Origin of the sequence: Pseudomonas sp. L7 (assembly GCF_046605565.1) — a bacterium.
GTDB lineage: Bacteria > Pseudomonadota > Gammaproteobacteria > Pseudomonadales > Pseudomonadaceae > Aquipseudomonas > Aquipseudomonas wayambapalatensis.
Map to the genome: position 1 here is coordinate 2,742,410 of NZ_CP176784.1, position 23,979 is coordinate 2,766,388.

At 58.3% G+C, this 23,979-nt stretch carries 20 protein-coding genes; 10 read left to right on the forward strand and 10 right to left on the reverse strand.

Annotation, left to right across the window (positions count from 1 at the left end; genetic code table 11):
- Positions 1 to 50 precede the first annotated feature (50 nt).
- Positions 51 to 920, reverse strand: coding sequence for an EAL domain-containing protein (locus tag ACK3BK_RS12350; RefSeq protein ID WP_186719356.1), 870 nt, complete (start codon positions 918 to 920; stop codon positions 51 to 53).
- 354 nt (positions 921 to 1,274) lie between these two features.
- Here ACK3BK_RS12350 and ACK3BK_RS12355 point away from each other — a divergent pair, with 354 nt between their 5' ends.
- The 6 genes from ACK3BK_RS12355 (at position 1,275) to ACK3BK_RS12380 (ending at position 11,129) form a co-directional block, all read left to right on the forward strand.
- Complete coding sequence (locus tag ACK3BK_RS12355) at positions 1,275 to 1,889, forward strand: response regulator transcription factor (protein ID WP_189657556.1); 615 nt, start codon at positions 1,275 to 1,277, stop codon at positions 1,887 to 1,889.
- Positions 1,890 to 5,531: an ATP-binding protein gene (locus tag ACK3BK_RS12360; protein WP_411384404.1), complete on the forward strand. Its 3,642-nt coding sequence runs from the start codon at positions 1,890 to 1,892 to the stop codon at positions 5,529 to 5,531.
- 69 nt (positions 5,532 to 5,600) lie between these two features.
- Positions 5,601 to 6,068 (forward strand): hypothetical protein, encoded by a 468-nt coding sequence (locus ACK3BK_RS12365; protein ID WP_186664693.1) that lies wholly within the window; start codon positions 5,601 to 5,603, stop codon positions 6,066 to 6,068.
- A 242-nt stretch (positions 6,069 to 6,310) separates the two neighbouring features.
- Positions 6,311 to 6,925 carry a response regulator gene (locus tag ACK3BK_RS12370; RefSeq protein WP_411384405.1) on the forward strand — a complete coding sequence of 205 codons (615 nt, stop codon included), beginning with the start codon at positions 6,311 to 6,313 and terminating at the stop codon, positions 6,923 to 6,925.
- Positions 6,885 to 10,142 (forward strand): ATP-binding protein, encoded by a 3,258-nt coding sequence (locus ACK3BK_RS12375; RefSeq protein WP_411384406.1) that lies wholly within the window; start codon positions 6,885 to 6,887, stop codon positions 10,140 to 10,142. The genes ACK3BK_RS12370 and ACK3BK_RS12375 overlap by 41 nt, the downstream gene beginning before the upstream one ends.
- 138 nt (positions 10,143 to 10,280) lie before the next feature.
- Positions 10,281 to 11,129, forward strand: coding sequence for an EAL domain-containing protein (locus tag ACK3BK_RS12380; RefSeq protein ID WP_411384407.1), 849 nt, complete (start codon positions 10,281 to 10,283; stop codon positions 11,127 to 11,129).
- 237 nt (positions 11,130 to 11,366) lie between these two features.
- Here the strand turns inward: ACK3BK_RS12380 and ACK3BK_RS12385 are convergent, their stop codons facing one another.
- The 6 genes from ACK3BK_RS12385 to ACK3BK_RS12410 form a co-directional block, all read right to left on the reverse strand.
- Positions 11,367 to 13,808, reverse strand: coding sequence for a fimbria/pilus outer membrane usher protein (locus tag ACK3BK_RS12385; protein WP_186719359.1), 2,442 nt, complete (start codon positions 13,806 to 13,808; stop codon positions 11,367 to 11,369).
- A 199-nt stretch (positions 13,809 to 14,007) separates the two neighbouring features.
- Entirely contained in the window at positions 14,008 to 14,727 is a 720-nt protein-coding gene (locus tag ACK3BK_RS12390) for a molecular chaperone (RefSeq protein WP_411384408.1), read from the reverse strand.
- A gap of 52 nt (positions 14,728 to 14,779) precedes the next feature.
- Positions 14,780 to 15,370, reverse strand: a complete 591-nt coding sequence (locus tag ACK3BK_RS12395) for a fimbrial protein (RefSeq protein ID WP_411384409.1) — start codon at positions 15,368 to 15,370, stop codon at positions 14,780 to 14,782.
- A 192-nt stretch (positions 15,371 to 15,562) separates the two neighbouring features.
- The gene (locus tag ACK3BK_RS12400) at positions 15,563 to 15,766 is read right to left on the reverse strand and encodes a hypothetical protein (protein ID WP_411384410.1); all 204 of its coding nucleotides are present in this window, start codon (positions 15,764 to 15,766) and stop codon (positions 15,563 to 15,565) included.
- 13 nt (positions 15,767 to 15,779) lie between these two features.
- Positions 15,780 to 16,274 carry a hypothetical protein gene (locus tag ACK3BK_RS12405; RefSeq protein ID WP_411384411.1) on the reverse strand — a complete coding sequence of 165 codons (495 nt, stop codon included), beginning with the start codon at positions 16,272 to 16,274 and terminating at the stop codon, positions 15,780 to 15,782.
- Between the two features lie 127 nt (positions 16,275 to 16,401).
- A complete protein-coding gene (locus tag ACK3BK_RS12410; RefSeq protein WP_411384412.1) occupies positions 16,402 to 16,914 on the reverse strand; it encodes a peroxiredoxin in 513 nt (170 codons plus the stop codon).
- Positions 16,915 to 17,120: 206 nt separating this feature from the next.
- Between ACK3BK_RS12410 and ACK3BK_RS12415 the strand changes: the two genes are divergently transcribed.
- Positions 17,121 to 18,491: a gluconate:H+ symporter gene (locus ACK3BK_RS12415; protein WP_411384413.1), complete on the forward strand. Its 1,371-nt coding sequence runs from the start codon at positions 17,121 to 17,123 to the stop codon at positions 18,489 to 18,491.
- Between the two features lie 48 nt (positions 18,492 to 18,539).
- Here the strand turns inward: ACK3BK_RS12415 and ACK3BK_RS12420 are convergent, their stop codons facing one another.
- The 3 genes from ACK3BK_RS12420 to ACK3BK_RS12430 all read right to left on the reverse strand — a co-directional run bounded on the left by ACK3BK_RS12420 (position 18,540) and on the right by ACK3BK_RS12430 (position 20,344).
- Complete coding sequence (locus ACK3BK_RS12420) at positions 18,540 to 19,043, reverse strand: hypothetical protein (protein ID WP_411384414.1); 504 nt, start codon at positions 19,041 to 19,043, stop codon at positions 18,540 to 18,542.
- Between the two features lie 107 nt (positions 19,044 to 19,150).
- Complete coding sequence (locus tag ACK3BK_RS12425) at positions 19,151 to 19,741, reverse strand: HD domain-containing protein (protein WP_411384415.1); 591 nt, start codon at positions 19,739 to 19,741, stop codon at positions 19,151 to 19,153.
- Positions 19,742 to 19,744: 3 nt separating this feature from the next.
- Complete coding sequence (locus ACK3BK_RS12430) at positions 19,745 to 20,344, reverse strand: TetR/AcrR family transcriptional regulator (protein ID WP_411384416.1); 600 nt, start codon at positions 20,342 to 20,344, stop codon at positions 19,745 to 19,747.
- A 243-nt stretch (positions 20,345 to 20,587) separates the two neighbouring features.
- Between ACK3BK_RS12430 and efeU the strand changes: the two genes are divergently transcribed.
- Genes efeU through efeB form a run of 3 tightly spaced genes read left to right on the forward strand, consistent with a single transcriptional unit; the run spans position 20,588 to position 23,954 of the window.
- Complete coding sequence (efeU, locus tag ACK3BK_RS12435; protein WP_186719362.1) at positions 20,588 to 21,427, forward strand: iron uptake transporter permease EfeU; 840 nt, start codon at positions 20,588 to 20,590, stop codon at positions 21,425 to 21,427.
- Between the two features lie 2 nt (positions 21,428 to 21,429).
- Entirely contained in the window at positions 21,430 to 22,638 is a 1,209-nt protein-coding gene (efeO, locus tag ACK3BK_RS12440) for an iron uptake system protein EfeO (protein WP_411384417.1), read from the forward strand.
- A 17-nt stretch (positions 22,639 to 22,655) separates the two neighbouring features.
- Positions 22,656 to 23,954: an iron uptake transporter deferrochelatase/peroxidase subunit gene (efeB, locus tag ACK3BK_RS12445; protein ID WP_411384418.1), complete on the forward strand. Its 1,299-nt coding sequence runs from the start codon at positions 22,656 to 22,658 to the stop codon at positions 23,952 to 23,954.
- The last annotated feature ends 25 nt before the right edge of the window (positions 23,955 to 23,979 follow it).

Consider the following 23,979-nt stretch of genomic DNA (forward strand, 5'->3'; position numbering starts at 1 on the left):
GTTTCACATTGACTAACGGGGCGCCCCAGAAGCCTGTCTGCTCCCCTAATTCAGAATACGCGAGACCCTACATTAGGGACGGCTCTACCGAACTTACCGCAGTACTCAACGAACATCTCAGAAGGCATTGGGCGGGCAAAGAAGTACCCTTGTGCATAATGCACTCCGATCTGCATCAAATGCTGGCATTGTGCAGCTGTTTCGACGCCCTCGACGACCATTGACATACCCAGCTTTTCCGTAAGTGCAAGTACACAGGAAATAATCGCCTCAGCCTGAAAGTCGTCCTGAATCCTTTGGATAAATGCCCGATCGAGTTTCACCTCGGTAAACGGCAATACGATCAGCCTTTCCAGCGTTGAGTACCCTGAGCCAAAATCGTCCAATGACAATCCACATCCTGCGCGCCTCAAATACCGTGCATTTTCGTAGGCAGCGGAACTGCTGGGGAGCGTCGCAGACTCCAAGATTTCAAACACGATGCTGTTATGAACGACACGACACCTTTCTATTTCTGCAATCAACCTCCCTACCAAGTCGTTATTTGCCAGTTGCACCGGATGTAAATTGAAGGAAAGGGGCACCAAAGCCTCTGTGTGCTCCAACCGCTTCTGGAGTGACAGCCCCTGCTCGAACAACGTCCAGAACAGAGAATCGACCAGCCCATGCCGCACCATCACGGGGATGAATTCCCCGGCTGCAAGAACACCCCTGACAGGATGGTTCCAGCGGGCCAGCAGCTCACCGCCCACGACCTGACGATCAAGCAGATGGATCTTGGGCTGTATGAATGCCTTAAATTCCTGCGACTCCAAGCCTCGCTTGATATCAGCGACGAGAGGTAGCTCCAACTCCGTAGAGTCTGATGCAGCCCTGACTCCCAGATCGCTTCTGCCGAATGTTGGGAATTGACGTTCCACGGTATTTCAAATCCCTATAGGAGAGGAGTGAGAGGGGCGCTCAAATCGTTCTGGCGGCACTGTAAGCAGGAAAGGCTGGTGCATCTGTAGGAAATTTCCCAAGCGGCGCGAGATGAAAAACGAGTCGGCTTCTTCCGTTTCATGCCGCTCGCGCTGCAGATAAGCCTGCTGGAGCGTAGGCACACCCTGCGAACGAGCTTGACCGCGCAGCACGAGAATGAACCGGCATACCGTAAGAAATTTCCTACATTTATGTAGATCAGATCTGACCTATGCTTGCCGTGCTCGTGGCGAGAGCCTGACGCTCTCCGTGGCTTGGTGGCTTGGCAGTGCAGAGGAATAGATGTGAAAGCGATGATTGTGGACGATCACCCTGTTATTCGTGTGGGCGTACGTATGCTCTTGCAGGAAGAGAAATTCGATATAGTCGCTGAAACCGGGGATGGGGCTGAGGCGGTGCAGATGGTGCGCGAGCATGCCCCTCAGCTATTGGTGCTGGACATCGCAATGCCAATGTTAGATGGCTTGGAGGTCCTGACGCGTATAGGCACCTATGGACTGACCACCAAGGTATTGATCTTCACGTCGCAGGAGCCAAGCTTTTTTGCTCGTCGGTGCATGCAGGCCGGCGCCGCCGGTTATGTGTGTAAAACTGGCGATTTTGCGGAACTGCGTAGAGCGGTCAGGGCCATCATGAGTGGCTATCCGTTCTTCCCCGAGCTGCCGACAAGTTCTGTGTGTCGGACGGACACCGAGAAATCCGAACGGTTGATGATCGAGAATCTTTCAAACCGGGAGCTCGCTATTTTACAGCAGCTTGCGCGTGGCTTCAGCAATAAGGAAATCGGTGACGCCATGCTGTTGAGCAACAAGACGGTCAGCACCTATAAAACTCGACTTGCCGAAAAGCTCGAAGTACGGTCAGTCGTTTACCTTGCTGATTTCGCCAAACGAAATAACTTAATTTAAATGAAGTATCGAACCGGCCTACTGTGCGTCTTGGCGCTGTGGAACTTGGCATGGCATTCATTTGCCGCAAACGACGCCGTCGAGTCGTTACCGCTGAATGGTCAATCGCACATGGTACCCCTTAGACACTTGGACACCGTTGTCAACAAGGCGTGGTTACAGAAAAATAAAACCATCCGGTTTGGTACCTCCCTGGCGGGAGCTCCGCCTCTAGAGATAAGAACATTAAAGGGTGAGTACGGTGGTATCACGGCCGATTATCTTGAGCTGATCGCCGACGCACTAGGTGTGGAAGTTCGCGTGCAACGATATGTTGATGAAGCGGCGGCTCAGAGGGCCCTACTTAACGGTGAAGTCGACATGTTGGGGCCTGCGGGACGGCAACGAGAGCCTACAGCGTCCTTTATTGAATCGTCTTCTTACTGGGTGGATCCCAATGTGATCGTGACACGACAGAAAACCATCCCGCCCCTCAGCGCTTCACAACGGACGCTTCATTTGTCTTCCGTCGCGTCATCGACTATGCAGGCCGCCCAGCAAAAGGCATACCCCAACGCGAAAATTATAAGTTATCCCAGCCCACTGGAAGCGATTGCGGCTGTCAAATTCGAGTTGGTGGATGGCTTTGTAGGTAGCGCACTGGATGCCGCGCACGTGATCAACACCAATTTTTTTTCTGGTCTGTATTTGAGCCCGATCGAAGGCGTCTCGAGCACAACACACTTCAGGTTTCGTCGAACCGATCCACATCTGCAGCGCGCTGTTAACCTGGTGTTATCGGCTGTCAACCAAGAGAAACAAGCAGGCATCATACAGCGCTGGACCGGTGCTTCGATCACCTATTCCCCGCCCTCTGAGCTGAATTTGACTCCCGCACAGCGGCGCTGGATTACTGAAAGTTCCCCCGTGAAAATTGGTCTACTCACCGACTACCCGCCCATCTCCTTTCACGATCGAAACTATGCCTATCGAGGTATCGCTGCCGATGTGTTCGAATACATAAGCGAGGTCACCGGGTTACATTTTACCATCGTAGAGTGCGCATCGGGAAAAGAGGTCAGAACTAAGCTCGCCAAGGGCGAGGTCGATATCGTACTCAATTTATCCGGTATTCGATCCGATATTGGAATCCTGTACACCCGCGCGTTTCTTTCAACCCCGAGAGTTCTGATTTCACGAGCATCGGATACATCGATCACCCAGATTTCTGATCTGGCTGGGCGTCGCGTTGCTTTTAACACTAATAATCTTGAATTCCTGGATTATCTGAGAAAAAAATACCCGGACGTCATACCGGTAGCCTCCGACGATATCTATACCTCTCTTCAGTTACTCAGAACACAGCAGGTGGATGCCAGTATCGGAAATTTTGCAACGGCCAAGTATGCGCTTGCCAAAGAGCAGAGGAACGATTTTCGCATCGTCAATGTTGTGGATGGCAAATATTCTCACTTCGCGCTGGGGACACGCCCTGAAAGCAAGGTTCTCTATTCCATTCTTGATGCTGCGATTGCATCACTTACTCCGGAACGACTGAGGGCATTGACCAGTCGATGGGGCGGTGATGTGGCTATCGATAGAACCGAGCTGGTCGCTGCGCGCAGTATCTACGTCCGCTGGATAGTGTCGGCTGTTCTTCTTCTCGCGGTCGCCATTGCCTGGATCCTGTACCTTCGGCGACTGATCAACCAGCGCGCCATCGCTGAAAAAGCGCTGCGGTCTCAAATGAAGTTCATGGAGACGCTGATCAATAGTCTCCCGCACTCTATCTATGTCAGGGATCGATCTGCACGTCTGCTTACCTGTAATCAACGTTACCTGGCTGAAACAGGGCAATCATCGAGCGATGTCACGGGTACGCTCCTGACCGACTATTCGTTCATACCGCCGGAGTACGCCAGCGCCTTTCAGAATCGATACCTGCATGTGATGGCGGAAGGCGAACACTATTCGGAGGACATGAAAATGTACCTCCCGGGGGGGCGCTCGATTACCGCGTTCCATTGGATTGTCCCCTACCAGGATGATGATGGCGTGATCAAGGGGGTTATTGGTGGATGGATCGATGTCACAGAGCGTGAAGCGTTACTTTTGAAACTCATCGAAGCCAAGCACGAGGCCGATAGTGCCAGCCAAGCTAAAACGAAATTTGTGGCGACTGTGAGCCATGAGATCAGGACACCGATGAATGCGGTCGTCGGCATGTTGGAACTTGCCATGATCAAAGCCCGGCAAGGAGTGCTTGATCGACTGGCGATCGAGGTCGCCTACGATTCCTCGAAGAGCCTGGTAGGTATCATCGGGAATACATTGGACATCATACGCGTCGAGTCGGGCCATCTGACGCTCGCACCTGAGCGCGTGGTGCTGAAGGATCTGATCATTTCGACCACGCGCGTTTTTGACGGCCTCGCTCGGCAGAAAGGTCTCAGTGTGGAGGTCAAGGTTGATACGTTGGCCGAATGCGAGGTGTTTATAGATCCCTTGCGATTCAAACAGATCCTTTCCAATTTGTTGAGCAATGCGATCAAGTTCACTGCACAGGGCGGTGTCACCGTCGAGGCCAATGCGCATCGGTGGAGCACCAGTCAATTGTCATTGAGCGTCTATGTTCGTGATACCGGCGTAGGTATCGCGGCCGAAGATATACCAAAGCTGTTTACACCTTTTAGCCAGGTCGGTGCTGATAGCGCGTCACTTTCAGCGGGCTCAGGATTGGGGTTGAATATCAGCAAGGCACTGTGTTCGATGATGGGGGGCAGCTTGAATCTTCGAAGTGTTTTTGGACAAGGTACGGAGGTTGAACTTACGCTGAATGTGGAAGCTGCACCTTCCGAAGTACGTAATGCGATCAGCATCCTAGAGATGCCTATGAGTCGCGAACTGAAGATCCTTGTCGTGGATGATCATCCGGCCAATCGCTTGTTGCTCACCCAACAACTCATCTACCTAGGCCATCAGGTAGCCGATGAAGTTGATGGTGTCAGTGGTTTTCGTGCCTGGAGCACGGGCGGTTACGACGTCGTGTTCACAGACTGCAATATGCCCATCCTGAACGGCTACGACCTGGCCAAAAAAATCCGTCACGTGGAGAAAGCATCAAACAGCCCCCCTTGCCTGATCCTAGGGTTTACCGCAAATGCGCAGGCGCGCGAAGTGGAGATGTGCAAGGCAGCAGGAATGGATGACTGTCTGTTCAAACCAGTCAGCCTGGATGACTTGGCAAAACGCCTACAACACCTGGCAACGCCGTTCGATGCACGCGACTCAGAGCACGATTTTCCGCAAGATCAGACAAGCTTTGACATTACCAACCTGACGCAACTCGCCAGTCACGATGCCGGTCTCATGAATAAGTTACTGCATGACATCATCAGCGAGAGCGAGGAAGACTTACGACATATTCTCAGGTTGTTCGCCTTGGACGACCATATCGGCTTATATGACTTGGCCCATCGCGTGAAGGGTGTAGCACGAATCATAATGGCCAAGCGCGTGATCACCGCCTGTGATCAATTGCAAGTTGCTTGTTCAGGACCTGACAATACAGCGTTTGCGAAAGTCGTCGATGAACTGTATCAGTCCGTCGAGGCGCTTCTCAGTGATCTGAATGACTTCCTCCAGGCCTCGACGAATTCGTGAATTCCAGACTACCGACTGCTTGACCCCGTCAGCACCTGTCCACCCTATTTATTTCATTCGGAGAATGGCATGCCCGTTGCGCGGATCATCGTGTTCAATCCTTATCATATCCATCGTTTGTTGTTGGAACGCCTGCTTAACGGACTTGGGCAGTTTCAGGTGTTGCCGGTGGGCTCGTTTGACGAGCTTTATTCGGTGGCAGGTAACGATAAAATGCATTTTGACTTACTGATCATGAGCGAGATGGATTTTCAGCAGTCCGACATTCCCACGTGCGGTTTCGGTAACTTATTGCCGGGTGTACGCCATGCCATGATTTACGGCGTTGCAGACTCGATGGTGCAGATAGAGCAGTCGTGTGGCACTGTAGAAAGCGCCTACCTCGCCCGCGTCCCGCAGATCAGTATGGTCGAGCAGTTTCTGAAGGAGCGCTTCTCGGCCTTGGCTACAGTTGATCTGCTCAAGGATGCCGAAGCCCCAACGCTTCATAGCACCGCCGAAGATAAAGATCAGCCACCGCCCAAATTAACGGGGTAGAAGGTCATGCATGTTCTGGCGACACGAGAGCTCTACAGACGCACATCGGCAAATAGTGACTACGCCTCGCACGCAGGCATCTGTGCCAGGCACAAGAAACGTCTTGTCTGGCGCGAGAAAAATTCTCGAAAATCCGTTGCCGCGATAAATGAGTCATGAGTCGGGGGCATCGTGAGATAAGATTATGTCGAAGCAGCGCACTGCTGTAATCGGACCGTCAACGCGCATAACCCGGTGATGATATGAGTAAAAAAGTCCTGATCGTCGATGATCACCCATTGATTTGCCAAGCCATCCGCCACGCGCTCAAGCCCAGTGGCTTCGAGGCAGTGGGCGAGACCGCCGACGGTGTCGACGCTTTGCGAATGATTGAGTCGCTCAAACCCGACATTGTCATATTGGATATTGGGTTGGAGAAAATCGATGGCCTGAGCGTGCTCAAACGCATCAGGAGAGAAAAGCTCGATGTCCGGGTACTTGTGTACACTTCCCAGGCCAAAGAAAGCTACGCTGCCCGCTGCCTGCATGCAGGAGCAAGTGGCTTTGTGAGCAAGAACGAGGCGACTGGCAAGCTGGTTCAAGCGGTGGAAACAATCGCCGACGGCTACATATTTTTCCCCAAAGCCGCCATGCCATTGCTTGGCAGCACTCCCGCGACAACCCTCGACGATCTCACTGACAGAGAGATGCAGGTGCTCAGGATGCTGGCTGAGGGAATGTCCAATGGCGAGATCGCAGTCCGTCTTAGCGTGAGCAACAAAACGGTCAGTGGCCACAAGGTCAGTATTCAAAGCAAGCTCGGCGTGGCTTCCGTGGTTGAGCTGGCCGAAATCGCCCGCCAACACGCCATTATCTGACTACCTTTCTGTGAAACGACATCTGCGCCGTCTAGACTCTGTTCTGCTGGTACTGCTCTTGGTCCATGCTTCTGGCAACCTGGCGCAGGCTCAGGACCTGCAGCCCGTTGGCCGTCAATCGCTCAATGAACTGAAGGTGCAGCTATCCGCACCTGAGCGACGGTGGCTTGCACAGAAGCGGGTACTGGTCGTGGGGGTTACCGAAGAACCGCTGCCGCCGTATCGCATCTTTACAGAAAATCACCAGTTCGAAGGGCTGATGGCCGACTATCTCGCGACCCTGCAGCGGCGATTGGGCGTTACCATTCGGCTGCGCACCTTTGCCACCCGGGACGCTATGTATGACGCGTTGCGCGACGGGCGCATCGATATGGTCAACAACGTTAGTCGCCTGATGGCCAAAAGTCAGCAGTTCAACCTCAGTGCCCCTTACATACTGACTGAACTGGCGCTGTTTTCCGAAGCGGGTGACTTGCGTGAATACAGCAGCCGTGATGGGAAGACACGCATTGCATTCTCCAACCCCATGGTTCTTGCGCTATTCAAAAGTACCGGAGGTACCGGCCGTTTCCAGCACTACGCCTCCGAGTTCCAGGCAATGGCATCCGTCATGACCGGGGAAAACGATGTGTTTCTCGGCGACACCCTCGCCACGCATTACCTGTCCAGCCAACTGTTCAGCAGCCAGTTGGTGATCAACCAGAGCGCAACGCTGCCCGATATCGAAGTAGGTTTCGGCATCCGACCGGGCGATGATGTATTGAAGGGGATACTGGATCGTGCGCTGGGCGGCTTGACCCGCTGCCAGATCATCAATGCCCAGCACTTCTGGGGTGACATCGAAGACTGCAACCCCACCGATTTCCGTAATCGCCTCACCAGCGCCGAGCGTGCCTGGCTGGAGCGAGCTTCCACGGTAAAACTGGCAGTCAGTGAAGACCTGGCGCCCTACGCTTTCTTCAACAGCCGTGGCCGTTTCAATGGCGTAGCGTCCGATGTGCTCGACATCATTCGGCGCAAGGCCGGGATCCACTTCGAGATCCAACGTGTCAGCTCCATCCGCGAGGCCAATGAATTACTCAGCCAAGGGCGGATGACCCTGAGCATTCTTCCCGAGACACCGCCATCCTCCCTCCCCTACCTGCATACCCGGCCACTGACGTCTGCGCCCTACCTGTTCGTCCAGCGTCAGGATGAAACCCGCGATGCATCCGATCAAAACACCCATGCAGTGGTGGCGGTTGCAGACGGTTACATCGACCGAAGAATGCTCGGAAACCAGTATCCGAACCTGGTGTTCAAACAGACCGAGACCATGGGCGAAGCCTTCAAACTGGTCCGCGAAGGCGATGCCGACATGGTGTTGGCGCCCGCCAATGTGGCGCGGTACTACCTGTCCTACAAATACGAAAACAGCTTGAAGATCGGTGGCGTCTTCGCCGGACCCGGCGTACGCATCGTATTCGCAGCACCGCAGGATCAGGCGGTGTTCATATCAATCCTCGACAAAGCGATGCTGGGCATTTCACCACGCGAGAATCTGCAGATCATTGGTCGTTGGCGAGCCAACTCGGCAACCGACGACAGGTACTGGGAAGGTATCGCCTCATATATCCGGCACTCCTTCGAGGCGCTGGGGTTGATGCTGATTATCGCGGGCGCGCTGATATTCGCGCAACGCCGGCGTATTCGTCGCAAACGCCTGGACCTGCAGCAGCGCCAGCGCTTGCTGGATGAGTTGCAGGACGCCAAGGAGTCTGCAGACCGCGCCAGCCGCGCAAAGACGGTGTTCCTGGCGACCATGAGCCACGAGATCCGTACGCCGCTCAACGCCATCCTCGGCATGCTGGAACTGGTGCTGACCCGCAAGGGCGATGCCGAACTCAACGATCAATCGCTACACATTGCCTACGAATCGGCAACCGGCCTGCTGGCGTTGATCGGCGACATTCTCGACATCTCGCGCATCGAGTCGGGCAAGCTGGTTTTAACCCCCGAGCCCATGTGCATGAAGACATTGCTGGAGTCAGTGGGCAATGTATTTTCCGGGCTCGCTCGGCAGAAGCATCTGCGCCTTTGCATGCACATCGATCCGTTAGCGGCGCAGCAGGTATGGGGCGATGCGCTGAAGATCAAGCAGATCGTGTCCAACCTGTTAAGCAATGCCATCAAGTTTACCGATCGCGGCAGTGTCGAACTTACCTGTTCGGTACAAGCCGTCGATCATTTCAAATTGCGCTTCGAGGTCAGTGTTACCGACAGCGGAGTGGGTATTCCTGCCGCGCAGCTGGACTTGGTGTTCAAGCCGTTCTACCTGGTAGAGGGTGTGATCGGTGATGCCAACTCCGGTGCTGGCCTGGGCTTGGCGATCAGCCATTCACTGTGCGAGCTCATGCAGGGCAAGCTGCAAGCGCGAAGCGAAATGGGCAAAGGTACCACGATGCGGTTTTCCCTCGAGCTCGACCGGGTGATCGTCGATACCGCGACGTTGCCGGGTACGAGCGAGATTTCCGTTCGCCAGGCAGATGAGCTGTTCACCGTACTGATTGTCGAGGATCACCTGCCTAGCCAGTACCTGCTGGTTCAGCAGATCAGCTACCTGGGCCATCGCCCGCTCACCGCGAGTAACGGCCTCGAAGGGCTGGCAGTGTGGAGCGAACAGGATATCGACATCGTCATCACCGACTGCAACATGCCGGAAATGGACGGTATCGAATTGACCCGCGCGATTCGTCGGCTGGAGCAAGGTCGGGGGCTGAAGCCCTGCCGCATCATAGGGCTCACCGCGGATGCACAACCGGCTGTGCAGCGGGCCTGTGGCGATGCCGGCATGGACCGGGTACTGGCCAAACCCACCAACCTGGCTGCGCTCAACCAGTTGATTCCCATGTTTGGTGATAGTCAATCACAGGCGAGCGAGCGCCCCTCGTGGAAGAGCGACATCCGCGCCCGGTTGGCCGAACAGGTCACCTTGAGTAACCAGCATGAGGCCGATGCGTTGCGCCAGGCACTGGCAGCGCAAGACTTGCCAGCCACGCGGCGCATCGCCCACAAGCTCAAGGGTACTGCCTATCTACTTAATCATCAGGCGCTGCTGGAACATTGCGTAGAGCTGGAGGAACAGGCTGCGCAGGGGCTGGCCGACAATGTTGCGCAAACCGGGCTAGCCTTGCTCGCATGCCTGGATGGCATCAATAGCACCCTCGCGCAACCATGACTGTGAACGCCCCCATGCGCTGATGGCGTCCTGAGCGCATTCAAGAACTTTCCCGCCCTCATTGCAGAGCCGTCTCGAAGGGTTGGTTCGCTCATTCGCATACCCTTTTTGCGGATGATATGAACCAGGTTCCAACCCATGTACACCCCACCCAACCTGACAAAACCTGCTCCCGACACGCAGCAACATACCGCGTCGTCACAGGCAGATCTGTGCGATGCACTCGAGATCCGCAAAGCCCTGCTTCATGGCCAATTCCGCGCTTACGTCCAGCCCCAGTTCGACCTGAGCTGCGGTGCCGTCGGTGCGCTGGAGGTCCTCGCGCGTTGGCAGCACCCTGAGCTAGGGCTGTTGACGCCGGCCACATTCATCCCGGCGATGGCGCACAAGCATCTGCTCGATGACTTGCTGCATGCGTTGCTCGATCAAGGCTTGGCGTGTCAGATCGAACTGTATCGCGATGGCCGTAAATCCCCCGTCGCTTTCAACCTGAGCTTGCCTCAATTGGCCAACGCTTCGTCAGTCGAGCGCTTGATTGCCCGACTGCGCGAACACCCCCTGCCCTTGTCATGGATAACGCTGGAAATCACCGAGGATGGCCCAGCGGTCCTCAGCGACTTTTGCGTGCAGAACGCCATACGTCTTCGCCAACTCGGCGTACGCTTGTCACTCGATGACTACGGAACGGGTCAGTCTTCGTTGTTGCGCCTATGCCAACTGCCGTTCGATGAAATCAAGCTGGCTGGCGAACTCATTCGAGAGCTGCTCAAGTCGCCGCGGCAGCGCAGTATCGTGCGCACTACCGTGAGTCTGGCCAAGGAACTGGGCTTGCGTCTGGTAGTGGAAGGGATAGAAACCGAGGATCAGCGTCGCTGCCTTGCGCAGCTGGGGGTGGGGGTTGGTCAGGGCTATCTGCGTGCGCGGCCCATGTCGGTTGACGCCCTGCGGTGTTGGCTTGCGCTGCACGGCAACGACTTTGCAGCGTGAAGCGTGTTCCGAGCAGGGCGCCAGGCGCCCTGCCTGGCGTCAGTTATGGTTGAGTATGTCGTTCAGCACCGCGTCCGCTCTGCCGGACGTCATCTTTTCGTTGCCTTTGCGGGCATAGTTAGCGTTGAAACCGGCGGCTTGCTTAAATACACCAGTAGCACTTGGCGGAATTATCAGCAACCGCCGGACTGTTCGTTGTCATGGCAAGCATGGCCACGATTATCTGAAATGCATGTTTCAACTCTTTACTCCCTGATCAACCTGCACATTGCAATTGATACTTATCTGGTCGTAGGTCAGCGCTTTGTCCTGAGGGGGCAAGCGGTAAGGCGCCAGGCAAACACCGTCCGCCCACTTCACTTTCAAGTCGCCTTCATTCTTGATGCCAAAGACAAGTGCTCGGGACAGGTTGTCGACGACGGCCAGCAACTTCCCGCCCTCGTCCTCGACCCGGGCACCGAATGGTAGCTTCCTGCCGTTGCTCAGCTTCAGGTCAATCTGTACTCGTCGCCCCGATGAAGCCTCGAAGCGTGCCTTGACCACAGCCCCACGGCGCGGCACGACCCGGGTAGAGGTATCAAGCACATCCACGTCGGTGCCCAAGGTCTGGGTGTCGAGCCCGATGTCGTTGAAACGGTAGGGTTGCACGTAGCTTTCGATGGCGTAGCCGGCACTGTCCGTACGTGCGGAAGAATTGTTGACACTGGCGCCCTTGACTCCTGGCACCTCCACCAGGGCGAAGGTTTCCCCCACAGGCTGTCCGAAGGTCACGCCGCCACTATGGGCCACCACCGAGCCTGTCGCCGACACGTCCAGATGGCGAGTCGTACCCGACATGGCGTAGTTGCCCGAAACTTTGGCCTTCGGCCCATCCCAGCCCAGCCCGACACTGCCGGAATGCTCGCTGCCGGCGGTACCGGCCTGGGCGGCGTAAGAGAGCTTTCCGGCATCGTCGAGATATCCCGAAACCCCGGTTTGCAGGCTGTCGCCCTCATTGTTCGAACGGCTGAAGTTGCTGTACACGCGCTGCGACCGTGTACTTGAGCCAAACGGAATACTGATGGCGAATGCCAACTGATTGTCGGACTCGCGTGAACTGCCAGCCTCTTGAATATGTGACGCGGTAATGCTGTAGCTGACATCACCGACGTTGCCGCTGTACCCCAATTGCAGGCGCCGCGTGCTACCGGCGCGGTTCCAGTAATTAGTCTCGCCAGCACTGACGAATACCGAGCCACGGCCGATATTCTGGTTGATGTTCAGATCCAGTCGACTTTTGGGGCGACTGCTGACAAAGCGCTCCTGGTTGACGTCGCTCGACTCCTGGATGTGCTCGCTCAGGGTGCGATAGCCCGAGGTCGAGTAGCGGTAGCCCACCATGGTGAACGTGGTATTGGTACTGCTGAGCGTCTTGGAATACAGAAAGCGTGCACTCTGACCGGTTTTCGCATCACCGTGATCGGGGTGCGATTGACTGTTGGTGATGTCCAGTGACATGCCACCGAGACCGGTATTGAGGCCCAGGCCAACGTTGAAGGCGTTGTAGCCATCAGAGTTGAGTATGCCCCCATAGGTGGTCAGGTTGTCGGTGGCGCCATAGACCGCCGTACCCTGCATGAGCTTGGGCGATTTCATGCCTTCACTGTCGTATTTGCCCAGCGACAAGCTGTACTGGAACGTCCCTTCGCGCACCATCACCGGCAGGTAGGAATACGCCTGGGTGTATTTGCGCTCACGGCCATCGGACTCGATGATGGTGACCTCCAGGTCGCCATTGGAGCCGCCGGGGTAGATATCGTGAATCTCGAAGGCGCCCGGCGAGACGGTCGTGGAGTAGATCACGTAACCGTTCTGGCGCACCTCGACGGTAGCATGGGTTTCGGCAATACCACGCACCACCGGCGCATAGCCTGTCTCGTTGTCGGGCAACATGCCAATGTCCGAGCCAAGCTGAAAACCGCGGAAGCGACTGCTGTCGAAGATATCGCCATTGCTGTAGAGCTGGCCGATGGCGAAACGCCCTTTGATCGAAGTGACGTCATGCTCCAGGTAAGTGCGGTTGCTGGAGAATTTGCGTGATGTGCCTGTACTCTGGCTGATCGACGATTGATTGCGCAGGCGCCATTGGCCCAGGTTGAAGCCGCTGCGCAAGCCGAGATAGCCGTAGTCGCTTTGGATACCGCCACCACTGTTGCGGTTGAGGTTCAATTGATAGTTGCTGAATGCAGCGGTGATACCGTCATCCCACAGCGAAGGATCGACGTACCCGCGCGAACGGCGCTTGATATACGCCTGCGGCACACTGATGGACAGCGACAAGTTGGCGACATCCATTTCTACCGCAGCATCTTCCAGGCGCAGCAGATTGACCGGATCGTCCTCGGTAGCCTCTTGCGAGACGATGCCTTCTCGTTGCAGGCGTTCGATATCAATGCCCATCTCACGCAGCAGGCCCACTTTCAGGATCGGGTGTGCATCGGCCTTGGGGGCGTCTTCGTCTGCGGCAAACGAAATATCCTCGCGTCGGTTAAGGCGTTGGTTCAGATAGATATCGACGCTGTAGTCGCCAGGCACCACGCCATTGGACTGCTCAAAGAAACGCAGGTCGACTTTGGCGCCTTTGTCTTTGAGAAACATGGGGTTGAATTGCGCAGCGCTGACGCTGGAAGCCCCCAGCATGCCCGCAGCCGCCAGGCACGAAAGGTAGTGGCCTGATATTTTTCTTGCGTGCGCCTTCCGAGACTTCCTGTTGTGTTTTTTGATGTTCATGGAATGAGGTTGAATTCCGTCAAAACGCTACTTCCTGTGCACGAAGCGTCCCGGGGAAATCCCCATGTGAAGTACGCGATGAAATAAAGGCAGGTACGCAGCGGCGGCGTCAGAACTTGATGGAGGCTTTGTGCTCGATCAGTGCGCCGTAGTCATTGATGGACTCCCAGGCGATCGTCGCCTCACCACCGGCTGTTGCAGGCATGTCCTTGATGGCCATTCTCTGGGCATCGTGTGGGCCAACCATGGTTGGCTCGACGGCGTACTCCTTGTTGCCCGCAACAATCGCGATTTTGGCGAAGGACACGTGAAAGGCAGAATCGTTGGTTGCCAGCAAAATAGTTTTGCCGGCTGTCTTCAGAATGTTCCATTTCAGGGTGCTGGCCGCTTCGTCAGCGGTGCCTGGCAAGCCATTGGGGCGATAGAACAACTTCAAGCGCTGGCGAAAGGCAACTTGCAGCGTATTATCCAGTTCGCTGACTTGAGGAATTTCCTGCACGCTCACCCAGAGCACCGACTCACGGTCTTCGGGCAACCCTTTGCCTTGATAGAAGATACGCAACATCTGTTGTTTGCGGTGACTCAGTCGGGCCAGGGAAGGTGTGATCGCAAACGGGATATCGCGATCGGCCTGTTCCGGGCCAGCTTCGATCCACGACTGGATCATGATGTCGTCGGTGCCCTCATTACGAACTTGAAGCGAGGCTTCATGATCCGACGCAGGGAAGATCACACGGGTACCACCGACCTGTATGCCGGCGAGAGAAACGCCAGAGGTCATCATCAGCATTAAAAAGAGATAGATTCGAACAAAGTGACCGGTATTCATCAGTGACTCGCAGAAAAGCGAGGGGGCATGCGTCCCCCTCTCTTGGGAACGATTACTCGTAGGTCAGCGTGAACGGCAGGGTGCCGTTCGCTGTGCCGGGCTTGAGCTTGGCGCCGTTACCCACGTACGAAGCACGCAGGCGCATGTTGGCGGAGTACTTGGCCTCTGAGCCTTCACCCTCTACGATCAACGGAGCGGAATACTGCTCGTTGCCGGACATGTTGAGCAGCTTGTTGCTGTCGTCGAACATGCCGATGCCCACACCTTCAGCCGTGCCGGTGATCTTCAGCAGGCTATTGTTGTTCGGATCTACGCCCGAGCCGGACATCGGATCGAAACCGAATTTGATGGTGGTCAGGCCTGCGGCGGTGTTGCCACAGTCCAGGTTGAGGTTGATGGCGGTGCCGGCAGCGATGTTGCCTTCGCCTGCCCCGTTGATGGCGTCCATGCTCACCTTGCCGAGGTTCACGTCGACGATCTGCTTGCCAGGACCGCCACCTACGGTGGAGCCCGCACCGGCCGAAGCGACGCAAGAAGCCGCGACGATTTCCCCGGTAAAGTTGATGGTGCCGTCCGCTGCCATGGCGGTGCTGGAGATAGCGCACGCGGCCGAAGCGAGCATCAGAAACGTAATTGCTTTCATTGGGATAAAACTTCCTTGCAGTGTTGGATCAGGCAGATAGCGCCTTGATTTAGCGCAAGGAAATTGTATGAGTCGTGGGGGCGAGAGCTGAATAAGAGGCATCTTGGGGGGGCGGAAGAAGCATCTTGTTTTTGATGTTGGGTTCTTCAGGTGTTCAGCAAACGCTGAATTTGCCGATCGTCCTTCAGTCAATCAGGCCCCTGCGCAATGCGTCGCAAGTGCTAGTCCACGTCCAGGTATCTCTCCGCGCAGGCCCGCCGTCGGACGCAGGCGTTTCTTGGCCAGCAGGCCACTGGTGGTGGACAGGGCCAGCGCTATCAGCGCCGCCCAGCCCAAGCCCTGAGCTCCGTCGACCATTCCACGCAGGAACGACGCTGCGCCGAGCGCTCGAACCACGATGTAAAGGTCCTTATTTGATCTGTACCAGTTGGGCTCGCTGCTCGGGGCTCAAATCATCGACTGTCGAGATCTGCAGTTGGTTGGGGGCGATGCTTACTTTTGCCCCCATGTCTGTAGAGACGCGCTCTGGCAGCTTGTACATGGCTCCGGTAATAGGGTCGACAATCAGCATACCGATGACGCCCCCTAACAGAAGGTTCCCCCAGTACCATCCACTGACACTCGAGTCGAGCTCAACCTGCCTGTCAGGGTATCCCTCTTTCTTGAACCGCAGCGTGTAGGTTTCACCGCGGAAGTAGCGTTCACCCGACTGCAGGGTGACAACCGTAGGCGTAACGCCGTTGTAGATGACCTGCCCCGACCTGTTCACAATATCGAAAGATGCCTCCGGCGGAGTACTGGCAATAGTAACCGGATACTTTGAGTCACCAATGATAGAGGCGCAGCCGTTGAGCAAGGCGACAGCAAGCATCGCCGATGTAAATTGAATATTACGTGCCCACATAAAACACTCCCGATTAGGCCACTATGGCCGAGGGGAATCTTCTCTACAGCTGAGCGCTATTTATATAGGAAATTTCCTACGGCAATTGGCGCGGGGCGCTCATCATGAACGTGTGGGCCGCAAACGGCTAAACGCTGAGCTGTTGAACCCACTTCAACATGCTCTGGGCATCGCTGACCTCGAACTTGCCGGGCGCTTCGACCGCGAGGTGCCTGACCACGCCATCTTCGACCAGCATCGCGTAACGCTGGGAACGGTGGCCCATGCCGCGGGCCGACAGGTCCTGGCTCAAGCCCAGGGCTTTGGCGAATTCGCCATTGCCGTCGCCGATCATCTTCACCGCATCGCCCACCTGCAGGCTGTTTCCCCAGGCATTCATGACGAAGGCATCGTTGACGGAAACGCAGAGGATTTCGTCGATACCCGCAGTAAAGAGCGCATCGGCCGCAGCGACATAGCCGGGGACGTGACGCTCGGAGCAAGTGGGTGTGAAGGCCCCGGGCAAGGCGAAAATCACCAGTTTGCGTTGCTTGCAGCGCTCGAGGATGGAAAAGGCATTCGGGCCGATCGCACAGGCGCCCTCCCCGTTGCTGTAGCCGTACAGCGTGATGTCAGGCAGTGAATCGCCGGTCTTGATCATGGGTCTCTCCTCGGTGGTGGGGCTGCTGCGCAGAGCGCGGCGGCCTGTTTTAGCAGGTTTGCGGCAAGGATGCAGGGTTACGCGGTTTCTGAAAAAACTTTCATGTGTTCCAGCCCTGAAAAACCGGATCAGCTAGTCGTCTATATGAATCCATCGGGTATATTCCTTCCAAACACGTAACAAGACATTACAAGAAGGGGTTTCCGTTGGATCTTTCTCATGCCACGTGGCTTGCCCACGACACCCGCCTGGTGCTCTGTTGCCTGGCGGCCATTGCCAGCATCATCGTGCTCATCAGCGTCACCAAGCTACCACCCTTCCTATCGATCCTGATCGGCACCTTCGTGGCGGGCCTGGGCGCGGCCCTGCCACCAGAAGAAGTGGCCAAGGCCTTCGGCAAGGGCGCCGGCAGCCTGCTGGGCGAGGCCGGGATCATCATTGCCCTGGGCGCGATGCTGGGCGCGCTGATGGCCGAGTCCGGGGCCGCCGACCGTATTGCCTCTACCCTGTTGCGCCATGCCCGCGGCAAGGCGCTGCCCTGGGTGATGGCGCTGGTGGCGATGGTCATCGGCTTGCCGCTGTTCTTCGAGGTCGGCCTGGTGCTGATGGTGCCGGTGATCTTCGTCATCGCCCGCCAGTCTGGACAGCCGCTGCTCAAGGTGGCGATCCCCGCGCTGGCCGGGATGACCACCCTGCACGCCTTGATGCCTCCCCACCCGGGGCCGCTGATCGCGGTCAGCGCCCTGCATGCAGACTTGGGGATGACCATGCTGCTGGGCCTGTGCATCGCCGTGCCGGCGGTGATCCTCGCCGGCCCGCTGTATGGCATCTGGCTGTCGAAACGCCTGGATGTGCAGGAACCCGCGGAACTGGGTGCGCTGTTCACCGCCAAGGTCGAGACCCGGCGCAAGCCGAGCTTTGCCGTATCGCTGCTGATTATCCTGCTGCCAGTGCTGCTGATGCTGGGCAGCACGCTGGCCAAGATCGCCCTGGCACCGCAAAGTACCCTGGCTCTGACCCTCAAGTTTCTTGGCGAGCCACTGATTGCCCTGGGCCTGGCGGTGATCGCTGCGGTGATCTGCCTGGGCTGGTCGATCGGTATGGCCCGTGACCAGGTCGGCAGCGTGCTGCGCAAGAGCCTGGCGCCGATCGCCGTGCTGTTGTTGACCATCGGAGCCGGTGGTGGGCTGAAACAGACCCTGCTCGAAGCCGGAATCAGCGACACCATCAGCAAGGTGGCCAACGGCGCGCACCTGTCGTACGTGCTGTTGGCCTGGCTGATCGCGGTGGCGCTGCGCCAGGCGACGGGTTCGGCTACCGTTGCGACCACCACCACTGCCGGTATTCTCGCGCCGTTGATGGCGGGCCTGGCGACCACCCAGAGTTCGCTGGTGGCACTGGCCATCGGTGCCGGCTCGGTGTTCTTCTGCCATGTCAACGATGCCGGATTCTGGATGGTGCGCGAGTACTTCGGGCTGCAGCTCAAGCAGACGATCTGGGTGTGGTCGGTGCTGCAGACCATCGTCTCGGTGGTCGGGCTGGTCGGCACCCTGCTGCTGTGGCAATGGTTCCAGTAAACGGCTAATGACAGCGCAGCCACAGTGGCTGCGCTCTCGCCTCGGCGATCAGAGCGCTGGTGCCCTGCGGCGCTGCGACCTGATCCAGCAGGCCTGCACGGCCGCGCCGATCACGAAAATCCCCAGCCATCCCGCCAGCGCGCCCCGCACCAGCGGCGACTCGGGGCCGTCCGCCAGCGGATGGCCGCTGGGCAGTCGCGTCAGGGTTTCATTGATCCCCGGTACCAGCAGCAGAAAGAAGCTGAATGCGAACGCCAGTTGCGACAGGTACGGTCGTGCGCGCCCCAGCAGGCTGACCTTGGGGATGACCAGCGCCGCCCCAACCACCAGCAGCGCCAGGATGCCGAGCGCATGCCCGACGTTGAATCCGCCAGTACTGGAAAGCCCGAACGCGGTCAGTACCGACACCAGCATCCCGAACAGATAGCCGCGCGCAGCGGGCTCCCGGGGCTCGATCTGGTGATGGCGGACATAGCTGTAGAGCCCGGCGACAAAGGTCGCCACGCTGACGGCGGTGTGAATGACACCAAGGGTGGAAATAGGATGTGGCATGGTTGACGACTCCGTTTTTATGAATGAGCTACTACCGACTAGTAGGTAGGTACGGGATTGCAAAAAAAACCGCTGCACCTGCACAGCGGCTTTTCACGGTGAAAACCTCAGGGCTGCCCATCACCCGCGAAATGCCGGGCGATCCAGCGTTCGCACAGCGCCCAGAGTTCGGGGGCGCCGCGCTGGATGACCGGCCCATAGCGCTCGATAACCTGCTGGCGTGATACCCCGCCTTCAGACCAGGTGCCACCCCCGGTGAAGATGTTGATCAGCAGGGGCTGAAAACGGTCGAGCGCCTTGGCGAAGCGCGCATCCTCGGTATCGGCCTGTTCGAACTCCTGCCACAGTTCGAGCATCTGCGTGCCCTGTGGCTGCGGCAGCAGGCCGAACAGCCGCTGCGCAGCCTCGGCCTCCAGCTGCGCCTGCAACTGGCTGGACGAGCCTCCATGAATGGGGAAGTCGCCGACGTCGATCTCCACGATGTCGTGCAGGAGCAGCATGCGAATGACCCGGTTGCTGTCCACTGCCCCGCTGGCATGCTCGTTGAGGATCAACGCGTACATGGCCAGGTGCCAGGAGTGTTCGGCGGAATTTTCCTTGCGGCTCTGGTCAAGCAGCGGTGATTGGCGACGCACGCTTTTCAATTGGTCAATCTGGCGCAGGAATTCCAGTTGCTGTTCCAGTGGACTTGGCAGCATGCCTCAGGCTCCTGGGGCTGGGGGCGGTGTGGCCAGCCTGTCGATCAGCGGCTGCGTGATCAGCCCGAACACAGCAGCCTCGCCATAAGCGCGGGCAGACAACATCGCGCCATGCACGGCTGCCATGAAACGCTCTGCTTCATCTTGAGGGGTATCGGACAGGGTCAGGCTGCCCGCCTGTGCGCCGCGCTCGAGCACTGCGGTAATCCAGGCCGAAAGGCTGCGAAAATGCGCCCTCACCTCCACGGCGACTTCGGCAGGCAATACCGGTATCTGGGTGGCGAGCAAGGCGCACACGCAATAGCCCTTGCTGGCCTCGCCGACGCATTCCAGCCAATAGCCTATATAGGCCTTGAGCTGGTCGATCGGTTCGGGAAAGTAGCGCTCCAGCGCAGCCATCCCAGCCTTGGCTTCTTCGCGGTACTGCGCCACCAGGACACGGACCAGGTCAGCCTTGGTGGGGAAATGGTGATGGATGCTGGCTTTTCGAATACCGACGCTTTCGGCGATGTCCGCGTAGCTGAAGCCGTTGTACCCGCCCGTGACGATCAGGGTGCGGGCGCACTGGAGGATGTCGGAATAAGTCGTGAATTGAGTGCTCATGAACGGCAGCCTACCTTCTAGTAGGGAAGTGGTCAATCGCCCTCAGCGTTCTTTCATTGAGCATGGCAATCGCGGTGGAGCACATTTGTACTCCAGCCTTGCAACGCCCATTTCCCTAAGCCTGGGCAGGGAGGACATGGCAAAAGTTAAAATATTATTCACATGCGCTAATGATTCTCATTGAAGTAGATTTCCCGGCGACCTCGCCATGAGGTCGATGCCTTCAGACATCACGGGAGAATCATGCTAGTCCCCTTTCTAATCATGCTCCGCGAGGGCATCGAAGCCGCGCTGATTGTCGGCATCATTGCCAGCTATCTGCGCCAGACCGGCCGTGGCCAGTGGATGCCGGCCGTGTGGATCGGCGTATTCCTCGCCGCAGCCCTCTCCCTTTTTGTCGGCGCTGGCCTTGAGCTGATGAGCAGCGAGTTCCCGCAGAAACAGCAGGAACTCTTCGAAGCGCTGGTCGGCTTGGTCGCGGTGGTGATCCTCAGCTCCATGGTGCTGTGGATGCGCAAAGTGGCGCGCTCGATCAAGCATGATTTGCATGTCTCGCTCGATGCCGCGCTCGGCGGTTCGAAGCACCAGGCCTGGGCGCTGATCGCAATGGTGTTCTTCGCCGTCGCCCGCGAGGGCCTGGAGACGGTGTTCTTCCTGTTGGCGGTGTTCCAGCAGAGCGAAGGGCCTGCGGCGCCCCTGGGCGCATTGCTTGGGCTGGTGGTGGCGATCCTGGTTGGTGTGGCGCTGTACTCCGGCAGCCTGCGCCTGAACCTGGCGCAGTTCTTCCGCTGGACAGGCCTGTTCATCCTCGTGGTGGCCGCGGGCATCCTCGCTAACTCGGTGCAGGCGCTGCACGAGGCCGGGGTCTGGAATGCGCTGCAGGGGGTTGTCTTCGATATCAGCCACAGCCTGCCGATGGATGGCCCGACCGGATCGGTGCTGGCTGGGATGTTCGGTTACCAGGACACCCCGACAGTGAGCACCCTGGGGGCCTACCTGCTCTATCTGGTCGGTGCGCTGGTGCTGTTCTTCTGGCCGGCGCCGGCGAAGCCTTCTTCCCACGCTGCACAGAAACAAGGGTAAGCATGACCAGTCACGAGACCGGCGCCGCCGGCAAGCCCCCCTCCCCCCGTGTACTGCGCCTGGCGGTTGCCGGCAGTGCCCTGCTGATGGTCGGTGCGGGCCTGGTGTTCTTCTACGCCTCGCACCAGGCCCAGGCCAGACGTGCGGCCAACGCCGGGCACGAAACGCTGATCACCATTCGCGATCACGCGTGCGAACCGAACGACCTGAGCGTCCCGGCCGGGCCCAACAGTTTCCGCATCGTCAACCAGTCCCAGCGCGCCGTGGAGTGGGAGATCCTCGATGGCGTGCTGGTGATCGAAGAACGCGAGAACATCGCGCCGGGCTTGTCACAGGTGATCAATGCCACGTTGCAGCCGGGTCGCTACGCGATCACCTGCGGCCTGCTCAGCAACCCGCGTGGCAGTTTGACCGTCACCCCGACCGCCGCCTCCGAAGCGGCCGCCAAGGCGCGCCCCGCACTGACCGCCTTTATCGGGCCGCTGTCCGAATACCGTGTCTACCTGGCCAGCCAGAGCAGCGCCCTGGTGCGGGCAGGCCAGGCGCTCAAGGACGCGATTCAGGCCGGCGACCTGCAGCAGGCGCAAGCCGCCTATGGCGCCGCGCGGGTGATCTACCAGCGCATCGCCCCCGCCAGCCAGCGGCTGGCTGAGCTGGACAACCGGATCAATGCCCGTGCCGATTACTTCGAGCAGCGTGAGCAGGATCCGGCGTTTGCGGGCCTGCACCGCATCGAGTACAGCCTGTTCCAACAGCGCACCACCGAAGGGCTGACACCGGTGGCCGACGCGCTGCTGGCCGACCTGGGCGAGCTCAAGACGCAACTGCTCGCCCAGTCCATCGCGCCGCAGCAATTCACCGAGGCGGTCGTGCGCAGCCTGCGCAACCTTGCACAGATCCGCAGCAGCGGCGAAGAGGAACGCTACAGCCACCTCGACCTGCAGGGCTTTGCCGCCAACCTTGAAGGTGTGCGCAAAGTGATCGATCGGCTGCGCCCCTTGTTGGCCAGGACCGGCTCCCAGCCGTTGGCGGCAGTCGATAGCGCCATGACTCAGTTCGAGCAGCACCTGCAGGCCCTGCGCGGCGCCGAAGGCTACATGCCCTACGACCAGGTGCCGCAGGCGCAGAAACAGCAGATCGCAGCCGATGCCGATGCACTGGCCAATGCGATTGCGGCCATCGATCAGGCCCTTGGCCTGGCCGACCAGTAAAGACAAGCGAGCCCCAGATGACAGACCGCGATACCCGTAACGCCCCGCAATCCCAAGAGCGCCGCCGGCTGCTGGCTGGCCTTGGTGTCGCGGGCGTCGCCATGGCCACCGGCAACGCGTTGGCCGCCCCCTCACCAGCCAAGGTCACCGAAGCCCCGCACAGCGACCGCACGCAAGAGCGCAACGCCTGGATCGGCGAGCATCAACCGGGGGTGGTGACACCGCGTCCTACCGCCGGGATGTTCGTCTCCTTCGATGTGCTGGCGCAGGACCAGCAGGATCTCGAGCGCCTGTTCCGCACGCTGGACCAGCGCATTCGCTTCCTGATGACCGGCGGCCCAGTCCCCCAGGTCGACCCGAAGCTGCCACCTGTGGACTCGGGCATCCTCGGCCCGGTAGTCACGCCAGACAACCTGACCATCACGGTGTCGGTCGGCGAGTCACTGTTCGACGAGCGATTTGGCCTCAGCAGTGCCAAGCCCAAGCGTCTGAGCCGCATGCTCGGCTTCCCCAACGATGCGCTGGAAGCCGAGCGCTGCCATGGCGACCTGGGGTTGCAGTTCTGCTCCAACGCGCCGGACACCAACATCCACGCCCTGCGCGACATCATCAAGAACCTGCCTGACCTGCTCTACGTACGCTGGAAACAGGAAGGCTCGGTGCCGCCGCAGGCACCGCGCAAGGCTGCAGAGCCCGAGCAAAGTGCGCGTAACTTCCTGGGCTTTCGTGACGGCTCGGCCAACCCCGACTCCAGCGACGCGGCGCTGATGAACCAGCTGGTCTGGGTACAGCGTGGCGATGAGCCCGCCTGGGCGATCGATGGCACCTACCAGGTGGTGCGGATCATCCGCAATCTGGTCGAGCGCTGGGACCGCACGCCGTTGCAGGAGCAGGAGTCGATCTTCGGTCGCAAGAAGGCCAGCGGCGCGCCCATGGACGGCCAGCGCGAAACCGATGTACCCAACTACGCCAAGGACCCGGAAGGCAAGCTGACCCGCCTGGACGCCCATATCCGCCTGGCCAATCCGCGCACCGCGGCCAGCCAGCCCAACCTGATCCTGCGCCGGCCCTTCAACTACTCCAGTGGTGTGAACAAGAACGGGCAACTGGATATGGGGCTGCTGTTCATCTGCTACCAGGCCGACCTGGAGAAGGGCTTCATCACCGTCCAGAACCGCCTCAACGGCGAGCCGCTGGAGGAATACATCAAGCCGGTCGGAGGCGGGTATTTCTTCGCCCTCCCCGGCGTGAAGAACGATCGCGATTTCATCGGTCGTTCGCTGCTCGACGCTGCCAAACCCATAAAAACCGCATGACACGACACTGAAACGGATCAGGACA

What these genes read in the sequence shown, in the direction of transcription:
- ACK3BK_RS12370 (WP_411384405.1), top strand. Translation starts at nt 6,311, where the DNA reads ATGAGTAAAAAAGTCCTGATCGTCGATGATCACCCATTGATTTGCCAA.
- ACK3BK_RS12355 (WP_189657556.1), top strand. Translation starts at nt 1,275, where the DNA reads ATGATTGTGGACGATCACCCTGTTATTCGTGTGGGCGTACGTATGCTC.
- ACK3BK_RS12360 (WP_411384404.1), top strand. Translation starts at nt 1,890, where the DNA reads ATGAAGTATCGAACCGGCCTACTGTGCGTCTTGGCGCTGTGGAACTTG.
- ACK3BK_RS12365 (WP_186664693.1), top strand. Translation starts at nt 5,601, where the DNA reads ATGCCCGTTGCGCGGATCATCGTGTTCAATCCTTATCATATCCATCGT.
- ACK3BK_RS12405 (WP_411384411.1), bottom strand. Translation starts at nt 16,274, where the DNA reads ATGTGGGCACGTAATATTCAATTTACATCGGCGATGCTTGCTGTCGCC.
- efeU (WP_186719362.1), top strand. Translation starts at nt 20,588, where the DNA reads ATGCTAGTCCCCTTTCTAATCATGCTCCGCGAGGGCATCGAAGCCGCG.
- ACK3BK_RS12420 (WP_411384414.1), bottom strand. Translation starts at nt 19,043, where the DNA reads ATGCCACATCCTATTTCCACCCTTGGTGTCATTCACACCGCCGTCAGC.
- ACK3BK_RS12380 (WP_411384407.1), top strand. Translation starts at nt 10,281, where the DNA reads ATGTACACCCCACCCAACCTGACAAAACCTGCTCCCGACACGCAGCAA.
- ACK3BK_RS12385 (WP_186719359.1), bottom strand. Translation starts at nt 13,808, where the DNA reads ATGCTGGGGGCTTCCAGCGTCAGCGCTGCGCAATTCAACCCCATGTTT.
- ACK3BK_RS12410 (WP_411384412.1), bottom strand. Translation starts at nt 16,914, where the DNA reads ATGATCAAGACCGGCGATTCACTGCCTGACATCACGCTGTACGGCTAC.
- efeB (WP_411384418.1), top strand. Translation starts at nt 22,656, where the DNA reads ATGACAGACCGCGATACCCGTAACGCCCCGCAATCCCAAGAGCGCCGC.
- efeO (WP_411384417.1), top strand. Translation starts at nt 21,430, where the DNA reads ATGACCAGTCACGAGACCGGCGCCGCCGGCAAGCCCCCCTCCCCCCGT.
- ACK3BK_RS12430 (WP_411384416.1), bottom strand. Translation starts at nt 20,344, where the DNA reads ATGAGCACTCAATTCACGACTTATTCCGACATCCTCCAGTGCGCCCGC.
- ACK3BK_RS12395 (WP_411384409.1), bottom strand. Translation starts at nt 15,370, where the DNA reads ATGAAAGCAATTACGTTTCTGATGCTCGCTTCGGCCGCGTGCGCTATC.
- ACK3BK_RS12390 (WP_411384408.1), bottom strand. Translation starts at nt 14,727, where the DNA reads ATGAATACCGGTCACTTTGTTCGAATCTATCTCTTTTTAATGCTGATG.
- ACK3BK_RS12425 (WP_411384415.1), bottom strand. Translation starts at nt 19,741, where the DNA reads ATGCTGCCAAGTCCACTGGAACAGCAACTGGAATTCCTGCGCCAGATT.